The following is a 14,372-nucleotide window of genomic DNA, read 5'->3' as shown; positions in this document are numbered from 1 at the left end:
CTCAATGTGTTGGTGCAAGCATCTGCAGGTTTCTTTCCCGTCTGATCTTATGGTTTTGATCATAGTCGGTTTGCCGGGATTGCTCCAATTCGATGGCAAAAAGTTCGGCGGCGTGACGGCCTGCCTGTGTTCTGTCGTCTTCGATGACGGCAGCTATCCGCCGAAACAATTCGGACTCGAAGCCGCCTGCATTGTTCAAGGCATTCGGCCGCGCAAGCCTTGCACCGCCATCCAATCTGATTGCCGAAACGTAGAACTCATCCTCGTAATCGGCACCTGCCGACGTCAATTCAGCGCACCCATATAATAGCAATCCGGTTTCCCAGCGATCGCATAGGCGGATGTTGAGCTCATCAAACGAATATTCGCAGGAAAATTCCCGAGCGTACACCGTCATTCTCCCGTCTTGGCGATCGGCGATATCCCGGCAATACCGGTTCCCCTCAACGCATCGGTCGGTGCGATGATGAAAGCATTCGGCTTTTTCGGCATGAATGGCACTCTCCTTCGATGGCCTTGTAGCCTTTTCAATCGTAGCGCCTGGTGCATCCGGTTTCGCTGACTTCGGGCTAGATCCTACGCTGCCCGGGCTCATTCCATTCAGGACCAATGGCTCTTATCGGTGAAGTTGCCATTCAACATGATATATGTCAACATATTTTATGTTTATTGTGTAGCTCAAACAAAAAATGGCTGTAGCTAAATTGATTTTATTTGCGTGCGATATGACCGCAGATGCGGCCGATGATCGTCAAGCGGTCCAATTCGACGGTGAAAGTTTCCAGTGCCGGATTGTCGGAAATGATCTTGACTTCGCTTGGCCGGCTAAAGGGAACTCGCTGGAGGCGCTTGATCTGGGGTTCCGTATAGCCGTCGCTGATCGCGTAGACCGTATCGGTGGTCATTTGGTTCTGCGAGAGATCGACGATCACGCGATCGCCAGGCATATAGGTCGGCTGCATGGAATCGCCGACAACTTCCATGATAATTGTGTGGTTCGGTGAGGCCTTTGCCTCGTTTCGCAGATATCCGGTGGGGATAAGCCATTCCGCGACGATCTTATGCCCGGCAACATTGCCCGAACCGACGGGAAGGTTGATGACTTCGCCGACGATGCCGCTGCCGGCGCCGAGCTTGACGTCCACCTCCGGTGTTGCGCCTTCGATCTGTGGCTTCCAGTGTTCCCGGCTGTAGCTGAGTTCGTCGCCACTCTCGGCAAATCCGTCCTGATCCTGCTCGTCCGGGTCGAATGACATGACGATGTTCGGCGACGGTCGTGCGGCTTTGCGCAGGCCTTCGCCAGTCAGCAGGTAGGCCGCCGTCGTGCCGAATTTCTTCGCATATCGATTGGCGACTTCGGCACTGAATTCGTTCTGGCCGTTTTCATGCGCGCGATAGGTGGACAGGCTGACGCCCAGCGCTTCCGCCGCCTTCGTGGCTGATGGATAATTTGCGGCTTCGCGGGCCGCTCTCAGTCGTTCGCCCATGGATTTCTGCATCTTTCGACCCTTGCAAAATTTCCGACATAAATAATGTTGACATCGCCATTATTATCAACATAATTTGTGTTTATCAAGATGCCCGTGGCGCAAAACGCTAATTGGCACGTGAGCAGCCTGGCGCGGTAGGCGGCAGATAATGTTTTAGAGGTGAGGTGATGATCATGGGCAGTGGGAGCAGAAGGGCAGCGCCGCGGGCTGGATATTTCGATCGCTTTTGGGGGTGCCCCGGATGCCTTCGAATTTTGTCGATTGCGGAGATCGTCGAGCAGCATTGTGAGAATTGTGATGCAGCTGTCCAGCCTGCTGAAATGACGGAGGCCAAGTCTTTTTCTGAGGCAGCGGGCCAGGAGGTGCTGCCATGATCGAAATGCTTCAGGGCCTTCTCGCTTGCATCGCCGCGGCGTTGTTTTTCGTCGCTATGGTGATTGCGATGAAGTCGGCCATTTGGAATTCGCCAATGCCATCCCTCAAGGATGAAGACTCCGGTGCCCCGGAAGGAGACCAAATTCACTTCCGCATTGTCGAAGACTCCACGCTTGAGCCCAGAAAGCCGGCGCAGGCAGCAAAGCTGCGCAGGCGGTAGACGGGCACCAGAACGTTAAAACTCAATCGGAAACCCTAGAGATAGACCTGGCCAAGCGAGCCGGGGGAGGTTGCTATGAACGAATTTCAAATCGGAACAGAGGCCGTTGCCGGTGGCCACCTCGGCTGGATTCGCAAGGTTCACCGAGCCACAAATGAGATTCTTCGAGATAGTCGGGGCGAACCGATCGTCTTCGAAACGCAGGATGCCGCCAAGGCTGCAGCCGGCGAGGCGATGGTCGCTTATCTCAACACGCCTATGCTGCGTGATGGGGCGAGGGTGGAGGCAATTTCCAAGGCGGAGGCCTTCTTCAAACCCAAATCGCACAGCCCTATCGCCGTCGCTGGAAGCGCTTCATGAGCGGTCCATGGATAAAAAAAGGATCAAATTCACCGACGAAAGGAGTTGAACTGTCATGACCAAAGGCAGGCTGGATCTTCTTCTCGATGGACTCGGCATCAAGCTGGTTCCTGTCCATCGGCGCCGTGCGCCTGCGGAGAGCCATGCGCGCGGTACGATGCAGGAAATCCGAGGCCGCTACGGCGATGGCCATCTGGTCTTCGTTCTACGATGCATCCGGCAAACCGGGAGCAATCGCGATGAACTCTGGTCGGACACGATCGGCGCCGTATCCGATGTTCTAGCGCAACGGCAGGATTGGGCGCTGCAGCGACCCGGCGATCTTCTGGGCGCCTTTGATGATATCGCGCTTGCCACATTGCGCACGGATGCGGTGGCGCGGCGGCCCTGGCCCGTTCGGGCGACGTTGCGAACGCTGATTTATCAGGAATTGGAGAAACGACTTGATGCACCGGTCCGCCTCGCAGTTTGATGACCTGTCCCTTCGCGCGGCCGAGATCGCCGATCTCAGCCTGATCATCCGTGCACGTTTCGTCGAAGCTGCCGATACGATGGTTCATCTCGATGTACGCGGCGTCCGGCCGGACAGGATGCGGACGCTCTGGCCGGAGGTTTTGCCCGAGCCGATGGATCATGCCGATAGCCGCATTCGCTATCGTCCGAGCGCTGCGGCAATCAGCCGGGCAGAAGAGGTCTTGCAGGAATGGCTGCGCGTTCATGTCGGGGACGAGGAGCGGCGCATCCTGCTTTCGCGATGGTCCATTTGCCTTGCCGCCCCCTATATCGCCGGTTCATTTCGGGATTTTTGTGCGCGGACAGGGCGCGTACGGCGCACGGCCGAACGACGTATTCAAAGCGAATTTCAGAGTCTTGCAGGTGCGCTCCTTGTCATCTCTCCGATCTTGCAAGAGCCTGATTGGTCGCGCATTGCACCGATGATGCCCAACTCGCCGGGCGGCATCGAACGAGTGAAACCAGTGGCGCCCAGGCATAAGACGCACTGGTTGCCGGATGATGCGCGGCCTGTCTTCGATGCGGCAAGTCCCGAACTTGCCGAACTGGCCAAGCGATTGGAGCGGGAAAACCGCAGGCGTGCCAAGATGAAAGCCTGAGCCGTCGTAATGACGCGGTCCGAACCCGCCATCATTGTGATGTGCCAATATCTCCGTTTGGTGACCTTGCTCTCCCAAGCGCAAAAACGCCGGCTGGGCGGGTCTTTGTGGTGACCTCGCCGAAGTCTGGGACAGCGTATTCTGCGAGAAGTCGAAGCCGTGCTGTCGGCAGATGAGTGCGCCATGGATCGCCGATCAGAATCATGATTTCCCGAGCCAGGCAGCGGTCCAGAAAAGCAATGACGCTCTCCGCGAGCGCTGCATCATAGAAAAGATCTCCGACGCATATGACGTCGACCTCAGGCGGCTCGCTCTTCGTCAGATCTGCGAGTAGGCGATCGATCATCACCTCATTGAGGGCAGCATTGAGTTCGATAGCTGCAATTGCATAGGGATCGACATCGGCGGCATAGACTTTTGCTGCGCCTGCCTTTGCAGCGGCAATCCCGACAATTCCCGAGCCGGCGCCGAGATCTAGTACGCGGCGACCAGTCACACTTTCGGGCCTGTCGAGAAGATGACGAGCCAGAACCAGGCCTCCTCCCCAATAATGCGCCCAGTAAGGTGAGCCGAATTGCGGATCGTGCTCGGCGAGGCGCCGCAGTCCGCTTCGTGGGCCTGCTTTATGCAGGCGAATTTCGGGGATTCCGGGAACAGGCAGGACCGGGAGATTAGTAGCGATGAACTGTCGAACCGAATCCAGGCTCACGGAACCATCCGGCTGGTCATCTGGTGCAGATCTGCTCAAGAGCCTTCCCTCGACTGAATTTGATCGCTCATCCCAGATATTCGAAGCCAGCGGGTAAGGAATGAAGCGTATATCGTTCAATTTGTCGGACCGCAAAATTTAATATTTATCTGCAATTTCAATAGCTTGTTTTCTATCTCCGTCAAAGTCCCCATTCCTTGCGCGGCGATCGGCCTTCAAGGGTGTCGCCAACTGCGCCGAAATGCGGTATCTATTTTGGCATGATGAGAACAGTTGCAGCGACGCACTGTCGATCGCAAGCGTTGTTTTGAACCGCTTGTTTTCTTTCAAAATCCCATCGGAAATCTGAAGCATGACCAATGCCGACAAGCCGGTCGCGCCGCGCAAACCGCGTGCGCGCCGTCGCAAGGCCGTTTCCGCCGACGACACGCCGCTTGATTACATGCTGAAAGTAATGCGCGACGACGAGGCGGATCAGAAGCGGCGCGATGAAATGGCAAAGATAGCAGCCTCCTATGTTCATCAGAAGCCTAGCGAGCGCTCTGGCGCCGGGACCAAAGGAGGCCGCGGCGTCACCATCGACCTAACCAATGCCACGGATGAGCAGCTTGCGATACTCGAATCCCTCTTCGGTCCGCTTGCCGGATCCGGCGACGATGATGGCAGCGATCGAGGAGGAGAGGGCAAAACGGAGAACTGAGCGCGAACAGGCCGAGGTCGCCACCCGGCTTGCCTTGGATGCTGAACGAATTCGAGCCAACTGCCAATCGCTGACGGGGTTCGTTCGGGAGGCCTGGCACGTCGTCGAGCCCTCGGTTGACTATGTTTATGGCTGGCATATCGATGCCATCTGCCAACATCTCGAAGCAGTAACTTCGGGCGAGATTACCCGACTGCTGATCAACGTGCCGCCAGGTACGATGAAGTCGCTTCTTTGCGGCGTGTTCTGGCCGGCTTGGGAATGGGGGCCGAAAGGCAAGCCGCAGCTGCGCTATCTCGGCGCCTCCTATTCGGAACATTACGCCAAGCGCGACAACAGGCGCATGCGCGACTTCGTTGCCTCCGAATGGTATCAGGCGCTTTGGGGTGATGTCGTCAAGCTGACGAGAACGGGCGAGATGGCTTTCGCCAACACCCGTATTGGTTCGCGCCAGGGGGTGCCGTTTTCGAGGCTGACCGGTGGTCGCGGCGATCGTGTCATCATCGACGATCCGCATTCCGTCGATGGGGCGGAATCGGAGGCCGAGCGCCTGTCCACGGTCCGTACCTTTCGTGAATCCGTCCCGACGCGGCTCAACGATCCTCAGCGCTCGGCGATCGTCGTCGTGATGCAGCGACTGCACGAGGCGGATGTCTCCGGTACGATCCTCGCGCTTGGGCTTGGTTACGAGCACCTGATGCTGCCAATGGAATTCGAGCCGGAGCGCCGATGCCGGACCTCGATCGGATTTGTCGATCCCAGGACTGAGGAGGGCGGACTGCTTTTTCCGCAGCGCTTTCCTCGTTCGGTGGTCGAGCGGGACAAGGTCCCGCTTGGCTCCTATGCGGTGGCAGGCCAGTTTCAGCAGCGGCCTGCGCCTCGCTCGGGCGGTTTATTTCAGCGCAACGATTTCGAGATCGTCGAAGCGCTGCCTGCAGGCGCAAAGCGTTGCCGCGCCTGGGATTTCGCGGCTTCGAAAGCGCGTCCCGGTCGCAAGCCGGACTGGACAGTCGGTCTGCGCATGGCTTTGATCGGCGGTGTTTTCTATGTCGAAACCATCGCGCGCGGACGCTGGTCACCCGCCGGGGTGGAGCGCAATCTCAAGAATACTGCATCGCAGGACGGGCCGACGGTGACGATCCGCATGCCGCAAGATCCCGGTGCGGCCGGCAAGGCCGATGCGGAAACCAAGATCAAGCTGCTCGCCGGCTTTCCTGTAAAAACCATGTCGCCAACCGGTGACAAGGCGACGCGCGCCAAGCCGGCCTCGGCGCAGGCTGAAGCAGGAAATGTCAAGCTTTTGCGCGGGGACTGGAACGAAGCATTTCTGGATGAGGTCTGCGCCTTTCCGAATGGGCAGTTTGACGATCAGGTCGATGCCTTCGCCGACGCTTTGAACGAACTCGCGCTGAGTTCGTCCTTCAGCTTCAGCAACTTCTAGGCTCGCCTCGTGCGTGCCTCTTCATCCATCATATCAAAGGACAATCCATGGGGCAGGTATTCTCGATGGTTCGCGACGGATTGGTGAGCCTTGCATCCCGCATGGGCACCGAACGCGACAAGGCGGCATCTGTTTTCTATACGCAGCCGATCCTGACGGACGAGCAGATCATTGCTGCCTATCGCGGCTCCTGGCTGCCGCGCAAGATCGTCGACATTCCGGCGCTGGATAGCTGCCGGAAATGGCGAAACTGGCAGGCGGCGAGCGATCAGATCGGCTTGCTCGATGCGGAGGAACGCCGTCTCAATCTACGCGGCAAAGTGCTGGAAGCAGCGACGAAAGCACGGCTTTTCGGTGGCGCTGCCCTGTTCATTGGCGCGGAAGATGCCGATCCTGCGTTGCCGCTTGAGGCGGAGCGAATCGGGAAGGGCGGCCTTAAACACCTGACGGTGCTGACGCGCCGTCAGGTGGCTGCCGGGGACATCGAGAGCGATCCGACCTCGGAATGGTATGGCACGCCGAAATTCTACACGCTGACCGGTGCTAACGGCATTCAGGTGACCATCCATCCGTCTCGGCTCGTCATCTTCAAGGGGGTGATGGCGACCAATGAGGATTTTGGTGGCATGGGTAATCATGCTTGGGGCGAAAGCGTGCTGGCCGCGACCTTCGACGTGATCAAGAATGCCGACAGTACGGCGGCCAACATCGCGAGCCTCGTCTTCGAGGCGAAGATCGACATCATCAAGGTTCCGCAGTTCTCGGCGAATATCGGCAATCAGGCCTATGAGGATGCGGTGCTGCGTCGCTACGCGCTCGCCAACACCATCAAGGGGGTCAACGGCACCCTGATTCTCGACGCCGAGGAGGAATACGACAGCAAGAGCGCACCGCTCTCTGGTCTTACGGATATTCTGATGGCCTTCCTGCAGATCGTTGCCGGCGCGGCCGATATTCCGGTCACCCGATTGCTCGGCCAATCGCCTGCCGGCATGAATGCTACGGGCATGGCCGACATGAAGAAAACTGGTTCAACCTGTTACCCGGACCGACGGAGGTCAATCGGATTCTCGATGCTTTGCACGGCAAAGTCGGCCTCAACGGTGATTTCGGCAACTGGGAGCGGGACGGCAAATACGAGGATCTCGCAAAGATCATGAGCCGGGCCGAACTTTGTCATGCAAAGGGGCGTTATTCAGCAACGGGTCTTGATGCAGAGGATTATGTCCGCTGCATTAGGCTTTCCAACGCGGCTGGCTATCAAGGTCCTTTCACGCTGATCTACGACTCTACATATTATCAGGATGAATGGTCCGGAATTCTCGAAGAGCGAGACTGTATCGCTAATGCCTTCAAAGAGAATGCGGCATAAAACAGCGGTCACTACCGCCGCATTTTTCGATACGTTCCCTAAAGAAATCGTGCTCAGGTTTTAGATGCAAAGCTGGATGTCCGGGCGAGGCATCAATGAAAATCGTAGTCATGCAATGCGCCAAGCAACTGATCTTGTGTTTGATAGCCGGCATTATAGAGATCTATGGCCAGATTGGCTGCCGACAGACCTTCCTGACTTTGTAATTTAATACTGCGTTCGGCACACCATGCAAAAAGTGCGCCTGCGAGAACATCGATGTCATCGGGGTAAAGCGGCGCATTGACCATCATAGACATTCGCTACACCATTCATTGCTGGAGCTTGGCATCGGGTGAGTGAAGCGAACACTGCTTGGGTTTTGGAAATTTGCAAACGAGTTCATCGCGCGACGTTAACGGCAGCCTGATATGGGACAGGCTGCGTGTGTCTTAACGTGACACAGGTCTATTCTCGGGCACATTATTGCCGATTTTGATGTCCGCCGAGCGGCGCAACGGGAGGGACAATCTTCACCGCTGTATCGTGGGTGCAACAAACAAGAGGACGCCGAGCGTAATCGCCAGCGCCACTAAGAGGGACAAAACCAGCCTTGGCCGAGAAGGCATCATTGATGGATTGGGTGCGACGCCTTAACCGCGGCCTCAATCAATTCCTCGGCGTATAAAAGTGCCGATGCCGTATCGTCGCCGTCAAGTTTCAAGTCCTTGCATTTGCGATGCATCGCTCTGCGGATCTGGGCCAGCAAGGCCGCATCGATATCGACTTCACCTTCGTCGAACACATGTGTCAGCGCAGACTGGGCGACAATTTCCAGGACCGCAACTCGCCCTTCAATTTCACCTAGTGAGGGTATTGCATTCCTCTTCACATGCTGTTTGCAATCGCGATGGGTAGTAAGCATTTCGGTCACCTCCTTCACGAAGGAAGATAACTATCGAGAAAGGAAAAAGTTCGGCCATTTCTCAAAAAAAGCGCACGCTCGGGATGTGGGTCGCTCAATTGATCTAGAGGCACGCATCCTTGGCAACCTTGTCACTTGATAGGGCAAAGGCTGGGATCCGATAATACATCGGCGCAGTGGGGTGAGCGGCGAAAATCATCATAGTAAAGCGTCCATACTGTTGTATCGGCGGCGCGATAAGGGCCGAATTTGAAGTATTGATTCTTTCCTAATCCGTGATCGGCATGTCCTATGTGACCTGTAACTGTAACGATCCATTTGTTGTTAGCGAATATCTCAATATGGCCAGAACCATCGGGGCCGGGTTTGCTGTAAATGGCAAAATCGATCCAGCCTGATGTCGGCGCTGGTAGCTTGTTTCCACGATTTATTACTTTTATGGCATCTGTGCAGCCTGTAAATTCTTGTCCGTCGGATACGCCCCAGTTGTCGTCGGTGGCCACCAATGCGCGCATTTGATTGGTGTCGGGACGGAACCAGACCGGCGCTTCGTCATCGCTGCAGGCTTTGCCGTTGCTTTCGGGCTTGTGTTTCTTGATGGGAGCAACGTAGTTGGTTTCAACGGTTGCGAAGAGTTTGCCATTATTGAGCCGCAGTGCGAGGAAGGGGCTGAAATCCCCTTTGGCGTTCGGCCCGATTTCTCGCTTCCATTGCGCGATAAGGTAGCGATGGTCGCCTGAGGGTACGGGATCGGCGAATTTTACGGCAAAACCGTACCAAACCCCCTGGTCGTATGGAACGCGATACTTTGTGCGCTCCCATATTTCGGCTCTCTCGCTGCAGTTCGCCTTACCCGGCGGGCAGAATGGTCTGACGCTCAATTTCAATGCGCCGGTTCCAGAATGCTTGACTTCCGATTGAAATTCGATCGTTCCGGCCCTTTGCTCGAAGTTGTCGCGATAATAAAGATGGCCAGAGGGGGCGAAATCTGTGCCGTCGAAACCATCACGCAGCACCATTTGTGAGGGGCTATCGGCCAGAACCGGTGTTGCGGCGCAGGTGCAGGCCAGTATGGCGGGCAGTGCGTACTTTGCATTCATGCTGGGCTATTCCTGTGGCGAGACATTCGTAAAGCTTTATCAATGACCTGTTCGCTTCCCACAGGCAAGCGAGAGCCGTGTTACTTTAAAAGGCCGGGTTGATGACCCACTGTTCAATTCTGATCAATTCCAGGCGAGCTGCAGCCTATGAATGTGATGATTGATGATACAACTTTAACCGCATGTTAGGCGCTTGCGGTTCATATCCCGCGGAATTGGGCTTTGGTTGCGGCTATCAATGCCCCGGACATGACTGTTCGTCGCTGCGACCTCATCGATGTTTGAATGTCGGTCATGACATAAACCGGCTGAGGGTCGCTGTTGGGGACCGCCTTTGGCAAATGGTGAACTAGAGCTGGGCAGCCGAGAGGCGCAGCTACGACGAAAAATCGTGATCTTGACGTCGCATGCGTTTTTGCGCGGCTACCGCAAGGCGTCAATTCACTTCATTGCATCCCGCTGGGCCGAGCAGGGGCATGAAGTCCATTTTCTCACTATCGGCCACAGCTGGCTCACTTTGCTTAAGGATCGCCGGCGCTTTCGTGCTTTGTCCCAAGATCAGGCAAACCGGTTTCAGACCATCGCTGCTAATTTGAGAGCCGGCGCATGTCTCCCTCCACTACATGCTTTCAGTTCCGGTAACCGTTTTATCAATGCAGTTAGCCCCGCGCTATTTTGGCTCTATGGCAGCTTTTTCCCTCCCTTTGCGCGCCGTGCTATAGCCGACGCAGATCTAGTGCTGATTGAGAGCGGTTCCGCTCTGGCTTTCTTGTCCAAGGTCAAGAAAATAAATCCAAGGGCGCGGATTTTGTATTTTTGTCGCGATCTACTGAGAACCATCGGGGCTGCCTCGGCGCTACAGGATATCGAAGTTCGGCAGATCGCCCACTTTGATGCGATTTGCGTTCCTTCACAGCGGCTGGGTGCCATGCTCCCCCCTGGCGGGCGTGTGCGTACTATCCCGCAAGGCGTTGATGCGACTCTGTTCGATCGCGAACTGCCATCCCCCTATACCCCCGGTAGCCGCAATGCAATTTCCATCGGCAATATGCTTTTTGACCAAACTTCCGTCGCCGCGATGGCTGCTGCCGCGCCGGATGTGAATTTTCATGTTTTTGGTGCCACATGGAATGGCTGGGCCCGACCGAATGTCACCATCTACGGCGAAAGGGACTTTGAGAGCATCATCCCTTACGTGCAACATGCTGATTTCGGTATTGCTCCCTATCGCTTGACCGCGGATGAGGTCTATCTCGCGGAATCGAGCCTGAAACTCGCCCAATACAGCTATTGTGGTCTGCCGATCCTGTTACCTGACCTCGTACCCTTTACCCGCACCAACGGGATTGCCTATCGATTGGATGGCGAGGTCGCCTGGCGAGAAAAGATCGACGCAGCGCTGGCGATGCAGCGTTCGGCGGCTTTCCGCGATGGAATAATGACCTGGGACGAGGTTGCGCGGCAAACTCTGGCTGCCGCATACGAAGCCCAATAATCGCTCAGCCGGGTACAAGGAAGCTTAGCAATCTGCCAGCGAAAAGACGTGATACGCTCGGCAATCTTCCACCAGCCGTCGTCATCAGAATTTGTACGTCTTCGGTCGTAATCAAGCGTAAGAAACGAATAGCCAACAGATAGGTAATTGCTCCAGCGGGAATGGCGCTTAAAAGTGCCGGTAGCCCATCGAGACTGTAAATGCCGAGGCTTGCTGCACCCGCACAGAGAGCTGCCGCAAGAACCGTTTTCGCCAACGCAGTCAAAGGGACTGTGACGCCGACATATTTCCGGGCCATCCAGCAAAGCAACACAAACGTCAATGTCACGGTCATCGCGCGAGCTAGAGCCGCGCCTTCCAGGCCGAGGGATGGCACGAAAGCGATTAGCAAGAGTATCGTTGCTACAGCGCTTGTAATCTGCACGCGTAGCACAATGGCGCTTCGTCCAGCTGCACTGATGATACCCCAGGGGACCACGGACATGCCGGCAAGCCATACGAAGGCTAGCAGTGTGGTTGCAGCCGGCACGGCGGGCTCGAAAACATCGCCGAAGATCGTCGGCAAAAGCTCAGGCATGATGGCTGCGCCACCCATGCTGATCGGCAGCATGACCAGGGCGACTATGCGGATGACGCGCCTGTAAGCTGCATTGAGAGACTGCGGATCGCTTCTTGCGTGAGCTTCGGTGAAGTTGACGATTAATGCCGGCGATATCTGGAGCATGATCTGTTCGATGAGACCGGCCAGACCGAGTCCGGCAGCGAAGTAGCCGATACTGGTGGGAGAAAGAAAGATGCCGAGAAAAAGGAATTCAATGCGGGAGAGGATGAGGATCTCGATGAGATCGCTGAACCAGATGTACCGGCCATAGCGCAACAGTTCCGGCGATAGATTTTTCCGCGAGTGTCTTGCGGTGGGGTGGACATAGTCGCGCAATTTCAAGGCTTGCGGTAGGTAGCGGGCGATATAGCCGATTAAAGCTCCCGTCGGGCCTAGCAACCAGGCTCCGATGAATACAAGTGGGACCTGCATAGCCCCACCGAGCAGGGTAGTGCGGGCGGTCTGCCCGAACCGGTTTCTTCCGCGTGCCACGGCTGTGGAAAATGCGTAGAACGCATAACTAAGAAAGAGGAGCCCGGTGACCAGCCAGAAGCACGCATGCCATGCATCGCGATAAGCATAGGTGATCGCGGCAAAGAGAAGAATCCCTATACTGACCATGCTGACCGATATAAGGAAACTGCGGAGCGCAGTGACGACCAACGCCTTCCATGCATCACCATCGTCCGCGTGACCGCCCGCATTGCGCAGCAGGGTCTGAGGCAGGCCCATGTCGGCCAATGCTGCAGCTGACGTTGCAATCCATAATGCGTAGGCGACGTTGCCAGACCCCGCAGGACCGAGCAGGCGGGCTGCGATGATGCTGCTCGCAAAGCCCGCGGCAAGCGAGATGAGCGTCGCCGCCAAGCTAATCAACGAGCTTTTTAGGAGATTGGGTACGAACGCGCTCATGGCTATCTATCTTGAAGGCTTACGCATAACCTTGTGTTAAAGGGCGGCTGATAGTTTTCACTTGCTTTCTAGTTGAAATTCGAGACCGTCACCATGATAGATCGAGCCGCCGATCAAGATGGATTTCTCATCCCGGGATATCTGCAGAAGGGATTGCGCGAGCGCGCGCATAACCTTCTCTGGCGGCTCATGTCGCCTTTGCCCGATAAGACCTATTGTGCGCTTAAGTATCGCGCCATTCGCGGCAAATTCCCTAATTTGTCATCCCCTCAAACCTTTACTGAGAAGGTACAGGCGCGCAAATTATACGATCGCAACCCTCTCTTTCCGCGCCTCGTAGACAAGGCCGATGCGAAAGGGTTGATTGGAGAAAGGGTTGGCAGCCAATATGTTATCCCGACGCTTTGGGTTGGGAACGATCTAGCCTCCGTGGATTGGTCAGGGATTTCATTGCCGGCAGTTGTGAAGCCAACCCATGCGAGCGGTGTGGGGCGATTTCTCTACGGTGAAGCCGACGTCGATCGTCTCCTTAAGAACGATCCGTCCGGCGAGTGGCTGGCAATCAATCATTCCCGTTACAACAGAGAGTGGGCTTACAGCCAATTAAAGCCTCGCATTCTTATTGAAAGCATGCTGCTCATCGATGGGCGAGTTCCGTGGGACTACCGGTTCTTCACATTTGGCGGGAAGGTCTCGCATATCGAGATCGACATGCGCGAAAATGGTCGAGGCTATTCGTGCAACTACACTCCCGACTGGCAGAAGCTGCCGTTCTATGACCGGGATTATCTCGGTCTCTATCCAGGCGAAGTAGCCCGCCCGTCGCGGCTCGAGGAGATGATTCACGTCGCTGAAACGGTCGCTCGCGATATCGACTTCGTTCGTGTCGATCTCTATGCGTCGGCAGAGTGGGTCCGCGTTGGGGAGCTGACCTTCTATCCAGGCGGAGGTTTCGAGGCATTCGAGCCGGATGAATATGACTTCTCAATCGGTCAGAAGTGGCAGCTTGGCTTCGAAATACCGAAGAGATAGGTGGACAAATCATTCTCTGCGCGTTTGATAGGCCGATCTATTTTTAAAGAAGGTTTTCCATGACGATCGACCAGGACCTTGCTCGAATCGAATTGCAAGAGGAAACGCTGCGTTTCGATGCTTTTGACCTTTCGACCGCTTGGGTGCTCGGCAAGCTGTTGCGTGACCTCGCCAGCGAGCGCAACATGGGTGTTGCTATTGATATCACGCTTCATTCCATGCCGGTTTTCTACATAGCTTTGCCCGGTTCGACGCCCGACAATTCCAACTGGATCCGTCGGAAGCGCAACATGGTGCTGCGTTACTTCCGAAGCAGCTACGCCAGCACGTTGCGGCTGCAGCAGCAGGGCAAAACGATCGAAGACAACGGGCTTTCCAGCACCGAATATGCCGCGTCTGGTGGCAGCTTTCCGATCTTCGTCAACGGCACGGGCTGCATCGGCGCCGTCACCGTTTCTGGGCTGCCGCAGCGGGAAGACCATAATCTCGTTGTCGAAGCCTTGGCTCTCACTCTCGGCCACGAGCTTCACAATCTCAGCCTCGCATAGA

The 14,372-nt window shown here is 56.0% G+C and carries 19 protein-coding genes; 11 read left to right on the top strand and 8 right to left on the bottom strand.

Annotated elements, in window-relative coordinates; all coding sequences use genetic code 11:
* Position 1 precedes the first annotated feature (1 nt).
* Positions 2 to 595, bottom strand: coding sequence for a hypothetical protein (locus JJQ51_RS15780; RefSeq protein ID WP_233788720.1), 594 nt, complete (start codon positions 593 to 595; stop codon positions 2 to 4).
* 115 nt (positions 596 to 710) lie between these two features.
* Positions 711 to 1,499 carry a LexA family transcriptional regulator gene (locus JJQ51_RS15775; RefSeq protein ID WP_113351919.1) on the bottom strand — a complete coding sequence of 263 codons (789 nt, stop codon included), beginning with the start codon at positions 1,497 to 1,499 and terminating at the stop codon, positions 711 to 713.
* A gap of 361 nt (positions 1,500 to 1,860) precedes the next feature.
* Between JJQ51_RS15775 and JJQ51_RS15770 the strand changes: the two genes are divergently transcribed.
* The 4 genes from JJQ51_RS15770 to JJQ51_RS15755 all read left to right on the top strand — a co-directional run bounded on the left by JJQ51_RS15770 (position 1,861) and on the right by JJQ51_RS15755 (position 3,557).
* The gene (locus JJQ51_RS15770) at positions 1,861 to 2,085 is read left to right on the top strand and encodes a hypothetical protein (RefSeq protein WP_113351920.1); all 225 of its coding nucleotides are present in this window, start codon (positions 1,861 to 1,863) and stop codon (positions 2,083 to 2,085) included.
* Between the two features lie 75 nt (positions 2,086 to 2,160).
* Entirely contained in the window at positions 2,161 to 2,445 is a 285-nt protein-coding gene (locus JJQ51_RS15765; protein ID WP_113351921.1) for a hypothetical protein, read from the top strand.
* Between the two features lie 55 nt (positions 2,446 to 2,500).
* Positions 2,501 to 2,917 (top strand): hypothetical protein, encoded by a 417-nt coding sequence (locus JJQ51_RS15760; protein WP_069612591.1) that lies wholly within the window; start codon positions 2,501 to 2,503, stop codon positions 2,915 to 2,917.
* On the top strand, positions 2,892 to 3,557 hold the full coding sequence (locus JJQ51_RS15755; protein ID WP_113351922.1) for a DUF6362 family protein: 666 nt from the start codon (positions 2,892 to 2,894) through the stop codon (positions 3,555 to 3,557). The genes JJQ51_RS15760 and JJQ51_RS15755 overlap by 26 nt, the downstream gene beginning before the upstream one ends.
* A 31-nt stretch (positions 3,558 to 3,588) precedes the next feature.
* On the opposite strand, the gene JJQ51_RS15750 is transcribed toward JJQ51_RS15755, so the two are convergent.
* Positions 3,589 to 4,266, bottom strand: a complete 678-nt coding sequence (locus JJQ51_RS15750) for a class I SAM-dependent methyltransferase (RefSeq protein ID WP_233789752.1) — start codon at positions 4,264 to 4,266, stop codon at positions 3,589 to 3,591.
* Positions 4,267 to 4,404: 138 nt separating this feature from the next.
* The gene (locus JJQ51_RS15745) at positions 4,405 to 4,620 is read right to left on the bottom strand and encodes a hypothetical protein (RefSeq protein ID WP_113351923.1); all 216 of its coding nucleotides are present in this window, start codon (positions 4,618 to 4,620) and stop codon (positions 4,405 to 4,407) included.
* Here JJQ51_RS15745 and JJQ51_RS15740 point away from each other — a divergent pair.
* From JJQ51_RS15740 to JJQ51_RS32925, 4 genes are read left to right on the top strand one after another with little or no spacing between them, the layout of a single operon-like run.
* Positions 4,619 to 4,966, top strand: coding sequence for a hypothetical protein (locus JJQ51_RS15740; protein ID WP_113351924.1), 348 nt, complete (start codon positions 4,619 to 4,621; stop codon positions 4,964 to 4,966). The two genes, JJQ51_RS15745 and JJQ51_RS15740, sit on opposite strands and share 2 nt — an antisense overlap.
* The gene (gene terL, locus JJQ51_RS15735) at positions 4,923 to 6,407 is read left to right on the top strand and encodes a phage terminase large subunit (protein ID WP_173004630.1); all 1,485 of its coding nucleotides are present in this window, start codon (positions 4,923 to 4,925) and stop codon (positions 6,405 to 6,407) included. Before JJQ51_RS15740 ends, terL begins: the two co-directional genes overlap by 44 nt.
* Positions 6,408 to 6,454: 47 nt before the next feature.
* Positions 6,455 to 7,567: a DUF1073 domain-containing protein gene (locus JJQ51_RS15730; RefSeq protein WP_371865484.1), complete on the top strand. Its 1,113-nt coding sequence runs from the start codon at positions 6,455 to 6,457 to the stop codon at positions 7,565 to 7,567.
* Positions 7,564 to 7,779 carry a hypothetical protein gene (locus JJQ51_RS32925; protein WP_371865485.1) on the top strand — a complete coding sequence of 72 codons (216 nt, stop codon included), beginning with the start codon at positions 7,564 to 7,566 and terminating at the stop codon, positions 7,777 to 7,779. The genes JJQ51_RS15730 and JJQ51_RS32925 overlap by 4 nt, the downstream gene beginning before the upstream one ends.
* Positions 7,780 to 7,871: 92 nt before the next feature.
* Here the strand turns inward: JJQ51_RS32925 and JJQ51_RS15720 are convergent, their stop codons facing one another.
* The 3 genes from JJQ51_RS15720 to JJQ51_RS15710 all read right to left on the bottom strand — a co-directional run bounded on the left by JJQ51_RS15720 (position 7,872) and on the right by JJQ51_RS15710 (position 9,783).
* On the bottom strand, positions 7,872 to 8,078 hold the full coding sequence (locus JJQ51_RS15720; protein WP_069612588.1) for a hypothetical protein: 207 nt from the start codon (positions 8,076 to 8,078) through the stop codon (positions 7,872 to 7,874).
* 308 nt (positions 8,079 to 8,386) lie between these two features.
* Complete coding sequence (locus JJQ51_RS15715) at positions 8,387 to 8,683, bottom strand: hypothetical protein (protein ID WP_069612587.1); 297 nt, start codon at positions 8,681 to 8,683, stop codon at positions 8,387 to 8,389.
* Between the two features lie 131 nt (positions 8,684 to 8,814).
* Complete coding sequence (locus JJQ51_RS15710) at positions 8,815 to 9,783, bottom strand: polysaccharide lyase (RefSeq protein ID WP_113351925.1); 969 nt, start codon at positions 9,781 to 9,783, stop codon at positions 8,815 to 8,817.
* Positions 9,784 to 10,117: 334 nt separating this feature from the next.
* Here JJQ51_RS15710 and JJQ51_RS15705 point away from each other — a divergent pair, with 334 nt between their 5' ends.
* Positions 10,118 to 11,278 carry a GumK N-terminal domain-containing glycosyltransferase gene (locus tag JJQ51_RS15705; protein ID WP_186450296.1) on the top strand — a complete coding sequence of 387 codons (1,161 nt, stop codon included), beginning with the start codon at positions 10,118 to 10,120 and terminating at the stop codon, positions 11,276 to 11,278.
* 4 nt (positions 11,279 to 11,282) lie between these two features.
* Here JJQ51_RS15705 and JJQ51_RS15700 read toward each other — a convergent pair whose 3' ends face one another.
* Positions 11,283 to 12,791: an oligosaccharide flippase family protein gene (locus JJQ51_RS15700; protein ID WP_113332858.1), complete on the bottom strand. Its 1,509-nt coding sequence runs from the start codon at positions 12,789 to 12,791 to the stop codon at positions 11,283 to 11,285.
* A 72-nt stretch (positions 12,792 to 12,863) separates the two neighbouring features.
* Between JJQ51_RS15700 and JJQ51_RS15695 the strand changes: the two genes are divergently transcribed.
* Entirely contained in the window at positions 12,864 to 13,823 is a 960-nt protein-coding gene (locus tag JJQ51_RS15695; RefSeq protein WP_233789753.1) for an ATP-grasp fold amidoligase family protein, read from the top strand.
* A gap of 59 nt (positions 13,824 to 13,882) precedes the next feature.
* Positions 13,883 to 14,371, top strand: a complete 489-nt coding sequence (locus JJQ51_RS15690) for a heme-degrading domain-containing protein (RefSeq protein ID WP_113332860.1) — start codon at positions 13,883 to 13,885, stop codon at positions 14,369 to 14,371.
* Position 14,372 lies beyond the last annotated feature (1 nt).

Origin of the sequence: Rhizobium sp. AG207R, assembly GCF_027109195.1 — a bacterium.
Classification (GTDB): Bacteria; Pseudomonadota; Alphaproteobacteria; order Rhizobiales; family Rhizobiaceae; genus Rhizobium; species Rhizobium dioscoreae.
The sequence above is the reverse complement of the archived record's forward strand: the minus strand, read 5'-3'. Positions and strand labels throughout refer to the sequence as shown.